This is a genomic window from Actinomycetospora chibensis, assembly GCF_028737215.1.
Lineage (GTDB): Bacteria > Actinomycetota > Actinomycetes > Mycobacteriales > Pseudonocardiaceae > Actinomycetospora > Actinomycetospora chibensis.
This window is the reverse complement of sequence record NZ_JAQZAM010000012.1, coordinates 229116-240879: the sequence shown is the minus strand read 5'-3', so window position 1 is coordinate 240879 and position 11764 is coordinate 229116. Positions and strand designations below refer to the sequence as shown.

General features: G+C 73.9%; 9 protein-coding genes. 6 read left to right on the top strand and 3 right to left on the bottom strand.

All coding sequences use genetic code 11. The annotated features are described in order from the left end of the window. Positions 1-56: 56 nt before the first annotated feature. Positions 57-509 (bottom strand): protein-tyrosine phosphatase family protein, encoded by a 453-nt coding sequence (locus PH189_RS19840; RefSeq protein WP_274190548.1) that lies wholly within the window; start codon positions 507-509, stop codon positions 57-59. Between the two features lie 191 nt (positions 510-700). On the opposite strand from PH189_RS19840, the gene PH189_RS19835 reads away from it, so the two are divergent. From PH189_RS19835 to PH189_RS19820, 4 genes are all read left to right on the top strand, one after another. Then, positions 701-1672 (top strand): heparin lyase I family protein, encoded by a 972-nt coding sequence (locus PH189_RS19835; protein WP_274190547.1) that lies wholly within the window; start codon positions 701-703, stop codon positions 1670-1672. A gap of 246 nt (positions 1673-1918) precedes the next feature. Further along, positions 1919-2356: a hypothetical protein gene (locus tag PH189_RS19830; RefSeq protein WP_274190546.1), complete on the top strand. Its 438-nt coding sequence runs from the start codon at positions 1919-1921 to the stop codon at positions 2354-2356. A gap of 94 nt (positions 2357-2450) precedes the next feature. Further along, positions 2451-4553, top strand: a complete 2103-nt coding sequence (locus PH189_RS19825) for an HNH endonuclease signature motif containing protein (RefSeq protein WP_274190545.1) — start codon at positions 2451-2453, stop codon at positions 4551-4553. A 76-nt stretch (positions 4554-4629) separates the two neighbouring features. Further along, a complete protein-coding gene (locus tag PH189_RS19820; RefSeq protein WP_274190544.1) occupies positions 4630-4860 on the top strand; it encodes a hypothetical protein in 231 nt (76 codons plus the stop codon). Between the two features lie 17 nt (positions 4861-4877). Here the strand turns inward: PH189_RS19820 and PH189_RS19815 are convergent, their stop codons facing one another. Continuing rightward, a complete protein-coding gene (locus tag PH189_RS19815; protein ID WP_274190543.1) occupies positions 4878-5255 on the bottom strand; it encodes a cupin domain-containing protein in 378 nt (125 codons plus the stop codon). After that, complete coding sequence (locus tag PH189_RS19810) at positions 5252-7408, bottom strand: RNA polymerase sigma-70 factor (protein WP_274190542.1); 2157 nt, start codon at positions 7406-7408, stop codon at positions 5252-5254. Before PH189_RS19810 ends, PH189_RS19815 begins: the two co-directional genes overlap by 4 nt. 184 nt (positions 7409-7592) lie before the next feature. Here PH189_RS19810 and aceE point away from each other — a divergent pair, with 184 nt between their 5' ends. After that, entirely contained in the window at positions 7593-10286 is a 2694-nt protein-coding gene (gene aceE / locus PH189_RS19805) for a pyruvate dehydrogenase (acetyl-transferring), homodimeric type (RefSeq protein WP_274190541.1), read from the top strand. A gap of 35 nt (positions 10287-10321) precedes the next feature. Then, positions 10322-11695, top strand: a complete 1374-nt coding sequence (locus PH189_RS19800) for a 2-oxo acid dehydrogenase subunit E2 (protein ID WP_274190540.1) — start codon at positions 10322-10324, stop codon at positions 11693-11695. Positions 11696-11764: the final 69 nt, after the last annotated feature.

Genomic DNA, 11764 nt, shown 5'->3' with positions numbered 1-11764 from the left:
GCGTACGCACACCAAGATCTTGTCAGAGTCGTGCCCGATGATTCGTCAGACACGCTCTAGCCGCGTCGCCGCGACATCTCGGCGAAGCGCAGGACCCAGCGCCGCTGCCACGGCGTCTGCACCGCGCGGTAGTGGTAGTGCTCGCGCGTCCAGCTCACGGCGTGGCTGGGCGTGAGGCCGTCGAGGATCGCGAGGCAGGCGACGACGGTACCGGTGCGTCCCTTGCCGGCCTTGCAGGCGGTCTCGACGTGCTCGCCGTCGTGGGCCCGCCGGTACAGCCGCTCGATGGCCCGGACCGCGGCGAGCGGGTCGCGCGGCACGCCGAAGTCGGGCCACTCGAGGCGCTCGTGCTCCCAACGCGGCGTGTAGTCGACGCCGAGATAGAGGCCGAAGTCGGGCTCGCGGCCGCTCGGCAGCGGGTCCCGCACGCCGCGGCCGCGGACGACGGTCCGGCCGGGCAGGACGAGCGTGCCGGACCACGGATCGGACGAATCGGAGCGGGACGCCATTCGCTCACTGTGCACGAGGGGGTCGCGAGGTCCGGCTGCTGGTCGAGACCCCGGCGGTCCTGCGACACCGTGCGGAGCTTCGGGTCCGGCAGACGGCGTATCTCGATGGGCTGGGGCGACATCTGATTGCGCACGAGCGTTTGTCGGGGCGTGGCGCGTTGGCACCCTCTGGTGACCAGGAGGAACCCCTCATGCCGCAACACCGCCTGCTCGACCGTCACGGTGAGGTCGAGGCCCGACTCCGTCGGATGACCGGCGGAACCTCCCACCGTCGGCCCCCGCGCAACGCCCGAAACCTGACCGCCGTGGCGCTCGCGGGCGTCGTCGCCGGGGGAGCGCTGGCCTCCACCGTCGAGCTCACCTCCGGGGACGGTCCGCCGTCGCAGCGACCCGGCTCGGACGGCGGCCGCGGGCCCGGTACGCCCCAGGCGCCCGATCGCGTCGAGGAGCCCGACCGCGACGTGGCGGCCGCGCCCGAGACCGACGGAGCCGTGGTCACCCCGACACCGGCCGTCGCCACCCCGAAGACGACCGCGCCGGCCGCCCCGCTGTGGCTCGGCAGTGGACCCGAGGCCTTCCGCGCCACCCCCTGGAACACCGTCGGCACGACGCCGCCGCGTATGGACGGCGACGCGCTGCGTTTCGCGGTGTCCGGGCCCTACCAGCGCACCGAGCTCGAACCCGCCGTGCCCGCACTGAAGGAGGGCGACGAGCTCTACTTCGCGTTCTCCGTGCGGCTCGACGAGAACTTCCCGGCCGGCGGGTCGAGCCGCCAGGTGATCACCCAGTGGAAGAACGACAGTCCTGGCTCGGCGCCGGTCGACCTGCGGGTGTGGAACGGCCAGCTCGTCCTGCACGGCGGCCACGGCCACCCCTCGGGTCCGTCCACGTTCACGCGCAGCCTGGGGCCGGCGCCGGTGGGTCGCTGGTCGGACGTCGTCGTCCGGGTGCGGTTCTCCGCGAACCCGGACGAGGGCAGCGTCAGTGCCTGGCAGGACGGTGAGCAGGAGGTGGGCTGCTACCACCCGCCCGGCGGCACCCTCTATCCCGGCCAGACCAGCTACCTGAAGACCGGCCTGGCCCGCGAGCCCACGATCACCCGGCCCGCCGAGGTCGCCTTCCGCGACTGGACGGTCGGGCCGACCCTCGGGTCCGTCCGCTGAGTCACCGCCTCGCACGGGCCCTCCACGAGGACGGGTGAACCTTCGGGACACACGGTCCGTGTCACGGGATGACCGTCGCCGATCGAGAGGACGATCCCGTGGACTCATCCACCACCACCGCGTCCCGCCCCGGGGGCGCCCGGCGGGCGGCTCCCGGACCGCTGCGGGCCGTGCAGGTCGCCGCCGTGCTCGCGGTGGTCGTCCTCGCCTGGCAGTTCGTCACGGCCGGGGAGCTGCTCCCGCGCGGTGGCCCGGTGGAGCTGCACGCCGCGGGCGCGATCGCCCTCGTCCTCGCGCTGGTCGGCGGCTTCGGCATCGCGGCCTGGTCCGCTGCGTCGACCACCGACGCCCCCGCCGGGCACCGTCCGCGAGCTCGCCCTGCCGCCGGTCGCGAACTCCGAGACGTCGGGCCTCGCCGGGCTCACCGCGCGGCCGTGGGACACCCAGATCCCGCTGAGCTGCCTGTACCGGGGCGAGCCGCGCCCGACGCCGCCGCCGGACGCGCCGCGCACCACCTACGTCCTCGTGGTGCGGGGCGCGGACGGCACGGAGCAGGAGATCGCGCGGTGGAGCCCGCCGCCCGGCCAGGACGCCGTCGTCAGCGCGTCCACCGACCTGCCGCCCGACCGCGTCCGCGGACTGGAGGTGCGGACCGCCGCGGGCGAGCCGGTCACGCGCTCCTGAGCTGGGAATCGTGACCGATCTGTGACCTGCGGGAGGGGCTGTCGGGGTCGTCGGCGGCCCGGGACTGTCGGGGGCCGCGGCTAGCGTTCCGGCTGTGAGCATCGACCAGGATGTCCGCTCCGGCCTGGCGGCCGAGCTGGACGCCCTGCCGCCCGGGGTGGAGCTGGTCGCCGCCCTGGAGCGCCTGTCGCCGGCGGCACTGACCGGTGAGGACCTCGCTGCCTACCTGCGCGGATGTGCCCGGGCCCAGAGCCGGGGCGCGGCCCGGGCGCTGGACGCGATGCACCACCTGGGCCGGGCGCAGGCCCAGGGCTGTGAGCGGCTCGCGGCGGTGGACGAGTTCTCCGGTGACGAGGTCGCCGCGGTGTTGGGCTGGTCGCGCACGATGTCGAGCCGCAAGCTCGATCTGGCCGAGGACCTGGCCGACCGGTTGCCGGCGGTCGGGGAGGCGCTGTGGGAGGGCTGGCTCGACGAGCCCAAGGCCACCCGGTTCTGCGAGTGGACCCGCGATCTCGCCGACGACCTCGCCCGGCACGTGTGTCAGGTAGTGCTACCCGAGGCGCCGGAGCTGCCGGTGGGGGAGCTGATCCGGCGCATCGAGCAGACCGCGGCGGCCCTCGATCCCGAGTGGGCGGCGCGGCGCGCCCGGCGCGCGGAGAAGAACGCGCGGGTCATCCTCTCGCCGAACCCGACGGGGACCGCGACGTTCTCGGTGTGCGACCTGGCGGCGCCCACGGGGTTGGCGATGCGGGACCGGGTCGACGGGCTGGCCGCGGCGGTCCGTGGGCTCGGGGTGTTGACCCCGGTCGGGACGCTGCGCGCCGAGGTCGCCGCACGCCTGCTGGACGAGAGCACGGCCGGGCTCGCCGACCGGGACGTCGCCCTCCTGCTCGCCGCCGAGTACCACCGGCAGGCCACCGACCTCGGCGACGGGGGGTCGGGCGGGCCGGGTGACGGCGGTCCGGACGACGGGCCGGACGAGGGACCCAGCGACGGCGACCCGACCGACGGCAACCCGACCGACGGCGACCCGACCGACGGCAACCCGACCGACGGCAACCCGACCGACGGCGGCCCGGACGGCAGCGGCCCGGACGACGGCGGCCCGGACGGCAGCGGGCCGAACGACCGCGGCCCGGACGAGGGACCCAGCGACGGCGACCCGACCGACGGCAACCCGGACGACAGCACAGGGCCGGGCGACCCGCCCGACACGCCCGACCTCGGGCAGGGCCTCCTGGACCTCCCCGATCTTCCCGATCTGCCGCCCATGATCGAGGGCCCCGATCCCCGCTCCGGGCGCGTCCGCTCCGGCACCACCGAACTGCGCCTGCGGCTCACCACCGCACTCGGGCTCGACGAGCACCCCGCTGCCGTCCCCGGCTACGGCACCGTGCTCGCCCCCCACGCCCGCACGCTGCTGCAGCGCCACCACGGCGGCGAGTGGCGCATCGTGCTCACCGACGACGACGGGCGTCTGCAGCGCGTCCTGCTCGCCCGGCGCCGCCCGCGGCCACCTCACCGAGATACCGGGCCCCGACCCCGGGGCGAGTCGTGCACCGCGATCGTCGAGCTCCAGGTCCCGGCGACGGTGCTGGCCGCCCTCACTCCTGACGACCATCGCACCCGCACCGGCGACTGGGCGTCACTGCTCACTGAGCTCCACCAGCGCCTGGGAGCGGGCCGGGACGGGCCGCCGGCGCCGGGCCCCGACGACCACATCCGCCGCCGACCCCGCGCCGAGACCGACCGCTGGGTCCGGGTCCGCGACCGGCACTGCATCGTGCCCGCCTGCCGCCGCCCCGCCCACCGGGCCGACCTCGACCACACCGTCGACCACGCCCACGGCGGGCCCAGCGTGCCCGGCAACCTCGGGGTCGTCGATCACCACCACCACCGGGCCAAGCACCACGCCCACTGGCGGATCCGCCAACCGACGCCCGGGCACTTCACCATCTGCACCCGCGCGGGCGTCCACCACACCACCCGCCCGAAGAGGATCCTCGAGCCGCTGCCGGCGCCACGGCCCGCAGCCGGCCCACGGCCCCTGCCCGCCGACGGACCTCACGCAGGTCCCGACGCCGACGACGTCATCTGGCGCCAGACCTTCCTCAAGAGGACTGCCCGGCCCGCCCCGTCGGCCGGACCGACGACCACACCGGGCCGGAGCACCTCCGACGACCCGCCGCCGTTCTAGCTGCTCGACGCGGTTCCGTCGGAGGTGACGGACGCGCGGGCGGCCGACTACCGTGGGAGCGAGGGGAGGGGTCGCGGTGCGGGACGAGGAACTGATCGTCGAGTTCGCGCTGACGCGCCTGGACAACCCCGGACTCGAGCTGGACGAGGTCGCCGCGCTGCTGGTCGCGCGGGTGGGGCCGGAGACGATGGTCGAGCTCGCGGGCCAGAACCTGGCCGACCGCGGCGAGCTGCGCGGCGCCCTGTTCGAGACGGCGGTCGAGCGGGTCATGCGCGTGGTGCTCGCGCTGCGCGACGCCCCGCTCTGAGTCGCCGGCCCGAGTGATCACCCGTCCAGCCGGCGCCCCTGCGACACGACCAGCGCGTCGAACCGCGCCGGGCCGACGATGGTGAGCGCCCGCGCCGGGGCGTCGCCCACGACCTCGAAGCCGTGCTCCACGTCGCGGGGCAGGAAGAGGAACGCGCCCGCCGACGCCGTCCAGCGCTCGTCGCCGCAGAACCCCGCTAGTTCGCCCTCGAGGACGTAGAACATCTCGTCCTCGCCCTCGTGGGTGTGCGCCGGCACCGTCAGCCCGGCAGGCGCCTCCTGCTCCATCACCGCGACGCGTCCCTCCGTGTCGCCGCCGTCCGCCTTCACCGTGAAGGTCGTGCCGTCGAAGTCGTACCGGTCGCCGCTGCCCGCGGGGCGCACGAAGAAGCTCACGCCCCGGAGTCTCGTCGATGCCGCCGGGCGATCGCGTCCGCGCGCACCTTCCAGGCGTCGGCGACCGGGCCCAGGTGCTCGAGCTTGTCGGGGTTGATCACCGTGCGGATCGTCTGGATCCGCCCCTCGAGGACGTCGAGCGCGATGATCGCGACGATCTTGCCGTCCCGGTCCCGCAGGATCGCCCCGGGCTGGTCGTTGATCGTGCGCGGGGCCATGTCGACGACCCCGGGCATGAGGGCGGCGAACCCGCCGACCAGCCGGGCCACGTTCTCGGACCCGACCACCGGACGGGCGAGCGCCGGGCCCTTGCCGCCGCTGTCGCTGACCGCCTGCACGTCGGGCGCGAGCAGCTCCCGGAGTCCGTCGAGGTCGCCGTCGGCGAAGGCGTCGAAGAACCGGGCGGCGAGCTCCTCGCGCTCCCGGCGGTCGGCCGCGAACCGTGGCCGGCCCTCCTCCATGTGCCGGCGGGCCCGCACCGCGAGCTGGCGGCACGCCGCCTCCGAACGCCCGACCGCCGATGCGATCTCGGGGAAGTCGAACGCGAACACCTCCCGCAGCACGAACACCGCGCGCTCCCGCGGGCTCAGGCGCTCGAGCAGCAGCAGCGCCGCCATCGACACCGAGTCCGCGAGCTCCGCGGACCGTTCCGGGTCCTCGTAGGGGTCGGTGAGCAGCGGCTCGGGGAACCACGGCCCGACGTAGGACTCCCGCCGGACCCGGGCCGAGCGCAGGACGTCGATCGAGAGCCGCGTGACCACGGCCGACAGGTACGACTTCACCGACGCGGGCTCGGTCGCCGACGACTCGTAGCGCAACCAGGTCTCCTGGACGGCGTCCTCGGCCTCGCTGACGCTGCCCAGGATCCGGTAGGCGATCGCGAAGAGCAGCGGGCGCAGCGCGGTGAACTCCTCGGTGCGGGTCACGGCGCCGACCCTGCGGCCGACGGGGCCTCCTGGACCGGCCGGTCGGCGTGCGGCCAGCGGATCGCCCCGGGCAGGCGCCGCTCGAGGCCGATCGCCGCGACGGTGCCCCGGACCTGGACCTGCTTGGCCAGCACGGCCGCCCGCCCGGTCACGGCGCGCCCGCGGGCCACGTCGGTCGCGGTGGTCGGCTGCAGCACGGCGTGCCGCCGGGACGAGGCTGACGCAGCGGGCGGTGAAGCCGAGGTCGAGCGGCCGATCGTCGACAGCGCCATCGGCGGCCGGACAGTCGAACCCGATCAGGACGTCCCCGGCCAGGGCGTCCGCGGCGTGCGCGGCCGACGGGAACGCGAACTGGCAGGACATGCTGAACCGCTCGCCGTCCGGCGCGGGCGTGTGCCCCGCGTCGCCGACGGCCAGGACCGCCGGGTGCGACAGCGAGCGCAGCGCGCCGTCGGTGAGGATCGCGCCCCGGTCGTCGACGGCGATCCCGGCGTCGCGGGCGAGCGGGGGCGCGGCGAACCCGCCGCACCAGACGGTGAGCCCGGACGGCACCTCGGCGCCGTCCTCGAGCACCAGGCGGTCCGATGCCACGGCCCGCACCCGGGTCCCGCCGAGCGCCTCCACGCCGAGCCCCTCCAGCGTGCGACGCACGTGCTCCGCCGCCGCCGGGGTGAACCACCCGCCGGCCTCGCCCGCGGTCACCAGGCGGACCGTCACGTCCGGACGGGTCTCGGCCAGCTCGGCGACCGTCTCGAGGCCGGTGAACCCGCCACCGACGACGCTGACGGGTGTGCCCGCGGGCAGCGCGGCGAACGCCCTGCGCAGCCGGTGGGCGGATTCCAGGTCCCCGACAGCGTGGACGAGCTCACCGCCCGGCACCGGCGCGGCCGCGGTCGAGCTGCCGGTGGCGACGACGACCCGGTCGAACGCCAGGGTCCGCGCGCCGTCGGCCCCGGCGACCATCGCGCGCCCGGCGTCCGGGTCGAGCGTCGTCACGTGGCCCTCGACGAGGGTGACCCCCGCGCCCAGCATCCGGCGCAGGTCCGGGGCGGGCACCGCGCGGCCGATGGCGACGTGGTGCAGGCGGAGCCGGTTGACGAACCGCGGACGCGGGTTGACCACCGTGACCTCGGCCCGTCCCCGCGCGCGGCCGGCCAGCCGCACGGCGACCGTCGCGCCCGCGTAGCCGGCGCCGATGACCAGGACCCGCTTCTTCGGTGTGCTCATGTACCCCAGGACGAGATGGGCGGCCCGGCCGTGACATCGCCACCCGTACGCCGGACCTTCCGGTGCTCGAAACGGCGGTTGACGCAGGGTCCCCGACCGGGTGGGGTCTCCGGGGACGGATGACGGTTCGGCGCCACGTGAGCACTCCCCGCACACCCCACGAGCACTGACAGGACTTGCGCGCATGGTTGACGACGACCAGGACCCGACCGGGACCGACGAATGGCGGGAGGCGCTCGAGTCGGTCCTCGCGGTGGAGGGACCCCAGCGCGCCCACGACCTGCTCGACGAGCTGATCGCCCAGGCCCGCGCGGCCGGCGCGCCCGTGCCCTATTCGGCGACGACGCCCTACGTCAACACGATCGCGGTGGAGGACGAGCCCCCGCACCCGGGTGACCGCGCGGTGGAGCACCGCATCCGCTCGGCCATCCGCTGGAACGCCGTCGCGACGGTGCTGCGCGCGAACAAGGAGTCCTCCGAGCTCGGCGGCCACATCGCGAGCTTCCAGTCGGCGGCGACGCTCTACGACACCGGCTTCCAGCACTTCTGGCACGCGCCCTCGGCCGACCACGGCGGCGACCTCGTGATGATGCAGGGGCACTCCTCGCCCGGCATCTACGCGCGCGCGTTCCTCGAGGGCCGCCTCACCGAGGAGCAGATGGACTCCTTCCGCCAGGAGGCGGACGGGAGCGGACTGTCGTCGTACCCGCACCCGTGGTTGATGCCGGACTTCTGGCAGTTCCCGACCGTCTCGATGGGCCTCGGCCCGCTGATGGCGATCTACCAGGCCCGCTTCCTGAAGTACCTGCAGGGCCGGGGGCTGGCCGAGACCGAGAACCGCCACGTCTGGGCGTTCCTGGGCGACGGCGAGATGGACGAGCCCGAGTCGCTGGGCGCGATCTCGCTGGCCGGGCGGGAGCACCTCGACAACCTGATCTTCGTCGTCAACTGCAACCTCCAGCGCCTCGACGGCCCGGTGCGCGGCAACGGGAAGATCATCCAGGAGCTGGAGGGCCTCTTCCGGGGCGCGGGCTGGAACGTCATCAAGGTCATCTGGGGGAGCCGCTGGGACCAGCTGCTCGCCGCGGACACCACCGGGAAGCTCCACCAGCTCATGGAGGAGACCGTCGACGGCGAGTACCAGACCTTCAAGTCCAGGGACGGCGCCTACGTCCGCGAGCACTTCTTCGGGCGCTACCCGGAGACCGCGGCCATGGTCGAGGACTGGACCGACGAGGAGATCTGGGCGCTGACGCGCGGCGGGCACGACCCGTCGAAGATCTACGCGGCCTACTCGGCCGCGGTGGACGAGCCGCACCGTCCCACCGTGATCCTCGCCAAGACCGTCAAGGGCTACGGGATGGGGGAGGCCGGCGAGGGCCAGAACATCTCCCACCAGCAGAAGAAGATGGCGGGCGAGCAGCTCACCATCTTCCGCGACCGGTTCGACCTGCCGATCGCCGACGAGGACATGGAGTCGCTGCCCTACCTGCGCTTCGAGCCCGACAGCGAGGAGGGGATCTACCTCCGGAAGCACCGCGAGGCGCTCGGTGGCTCGTTGCCCGCGCGCCGCCGCACGTCGGAGGCCCTGGAGGTCCCGGACCTCTCCGCCTTCGGCGGCCAGCTCGCCGGATCCGGCGACCGCGAGAACTCCACGACGATGGCGTTCGTCCGCGTCCTCAACACGCTGCTGCGCGACAAGAAGATCGGCAAGCACGTGGTGCCGATCGTCCCGGACGAGTCGCGCACGTTCGGCATGGAGGGCATGTTCCGCCAGTTCGGGATCTTCTCCCGGGTCGGGCAGCTCTACACGCCCGAGGACGCCGGCCAGCTGATGTTCTACAAGGAGGACAAGAACGGCCAGCTGCTCCAGGAGGGCATCAACGAGCTGGGCGCGATGTCCTCGTGGATCGCGGCGGCGACGGCGTACTCCACCAGCGACGTCCCGATGATCCCGTTCTACATCTACTACTCGATGTTCGGGTTCCAGCGCGTCGGCGACCTCGCCTGGGCTGCGGGGGACCTGCGCGCCCGCGGGTTCCTGCTCGGCGGCACCGCCGGGCGCACGACCCTCAACGGCGAGGGCCTGCAGCACGAGGACGGCCACTCGCACCTGCACTCGTCGGTGATCCCCAACTGCGTGTCCTACGACCCGACCTTCGCCTACGAGGTCGCCGTGATCATCGCCGACGGGCTGCGGCGGATGTACGCCGAGCAGGAGGACGTCTTCTACTACCTGACCCTGATGAACGAGAACTACCACCACCCGGCGATGCCCGAGGGCGTCGAGGAGGGGATCGTCAAGGGTCTTTACCTGTTCCGGGAGGGGACGCCGGCCGTCGGGGCGGGAGCCCGGAAGAGCCGCGCCAAGCAGAAGCCGCGCGCCCAGCTCATGGGCTCGGGGACGATCCTGCGCGAGGTGATCGCCGCCGCCGAGATGCTCGAGGACGAGTGGGGTGTGGTCGCCGACGTGTGGAGCGCGCCGAGCTTCACCGAGCTGCGGCGCGACGGCATCGACGTCGCCCGCTGGAACATGCTCCATCCCACCGAGACGCCCCGGCTCTCCTGGGTCGAGCAGTGCCTGGCCGACCGCCCGGCCGGACCCGTCGTCGCGGCGACGGACTACATGCGGGCCTTCCCCGACCAGATCCGGGAGTGGGTGGGCGACCGCCGCTTCGTCGTGCTCGGCACCGACGGCTTCGGCCGCTCGGACTACCGCAAGGCGCTGCGCGACTTCTTCGAGGTCGACCGGCGCTTCGTGGTGGTCGCGACGCTGTCCGCCCTGGCCCGCGACGGAGCCGTCCCGACCGAGAAGGTCGCCGAGGCCATCGAGCGCTACGGCATCGACCCCGAGCGCCCCGCGCCCGCGCACGCCTGACCCCCGACGAGATCGACGAGACCGCGAGGCATCCCATGACGGCCCCCACTGCATCGGCTGATTCGACAACCGAGGTCTCGGTCCCGGACATCGGCGACTTCACCGACGTCCCGATCATCGAACTCCACGTCGCGGTCGGCGACGTGATCGCCGTCGACGATCCGCTGGCCACCCTCGAGTCCGACAAGGCGACGATGGACGTGCCGTCGTCGCACGCCGGGCGCGTCACCGAGGTGCTCGTGGCGGTCGGCGACACCGTCAGCCAGGGCACGCCGGTGGTTCGGCTCGACGCCGCCGACGGCGAGCCCACGGAGGACGGCCCGGCCGAGGCCCCGGAGTCGGAGTCGGCTGCTCCGGTGCCGAAGGACGCGCCCGCGGCCGCCGACGCCGAGGTCACGGCGCAGGAGCCGCCGACGGAGAAGGCCTCCGCTCCGGCGGCGGGGCCCGCCGCCTCCTCGAACGGCGCGAGCAACGGCTCGGGCAACGGCTCCGGGCTCCCCGTCCACGCCGGCCCGAGCGTGCGCAAGCTGGCCCGCGAGTTCGAGGTCGACCTGGACCAGGTGCCGGCCACCGGCCCCAAGGGACGGATCACCAAGTCCGACCTGCTGGCCTATGTCCGCGGCCCCGCGCAGGCACCCGCCGCGGCGCCGGCGGCGGCCCCGTCCGGCGGCTCGGGCATCCCCGAGGTCCCGGCCCAGGACTTCTCGAAGTTCGGTCCGGTCGAGACGCAGCCGCTGTCGAGGATCACGCGGATCTCCGGCCCGTTCCTGCACCGCTCGTGGCTGAACGTCCCGCACGTCACGCACAACGACGACGCCGACATCACCGAGACCGACCGCTTCCGCAAGGAGCTCGACACCCAGGGCAAGGCCGAGGGTTACCGGGTCACGCTGCTCGCGTTCCTCATGAAGGCGTCGGTCTCGGCACTCAAGGCCTACCCGACGCTGAACAGCTCGCTCACGCCCGAGAAGGACGCGCTGATCATGAAGCGCTACTTCCACCTCGGCGTCGCCGTCGACACCCCGGGCGGCCTGGTCGTCCCCGTCATCCGTGACGTCGACCGCAAGGGCATCGTCGAGCTGTCCAAGGAGCTGGGGGAGGTGTCGGCGCGGGCGCGCGACGGCAAGCTCACGGCCGACGACATGAGCGGGGGCACGTTCACGATCTCCAGCCTCGGCGGGATCGGCGGCACGGCGTTCACACCGATCGTCAACGCGCCCGAGGTCGCCATCCTCGGTGTCGTGCGCTCGCGGGTCGCGCCGGTCTGGGACGGCGAGGCCTTCGTGCCGCGCACCCTGCTGCCGCTGTGCCTGTCCTACGACCACCGTGTCATCGACGGCGCCCTGGCCGCGCGCTTCACCCGCCACCTCGCGCACACCATGGGCGACGAACGCCGTCTGCTGCTGTAGGTGCGCTCCGCGCATGTGAGCACTTCGGGGTGCTGGAGCACTCCGAAGTGCTCACATGGCCGGAGGCCA

What these genes read in the sequence shown, in the direction of transcription:
- PH189_RS19840 (WP_274190548.1), bottom strand. Translation starts at nt 509, where the DNA reads ATGGCGTCCCGCTCCGATTCGTCCGATCCGTGGTCCGGCACGCTCGTC.
- PH189_RS19835 (WP_274190547.1), top strand. Translation starts at nt 701, where the DNA reads ATGCCGCAACACCGCCTGCTCGACCGTCACGGTGAGGTCGAGGCCCGA.
- PH189_RS19810 (WP_274190542.1), bottom strand. Translation starts at nt 7,408, where the DNA reads ATGAGCACACCGAAGAAGCGGGTCCTGGTCATCGGCGCCGGCTACGCG.
- aceE (WP_274190541.1), top strand. Translation starts at nt 7,593, where the DNA reads ATGGTTGACGACGACCAGGACCCGACCGGGACCGACGAATGGCGGGAG.
- PH189_RS19800 (WP_274190540.1), top strand. Translation starts at nt 10,322, where the DNA reads ATGACGGCCCCCACTGCATCGGCTGATTCGACAACCGAGGTCTCGGTC.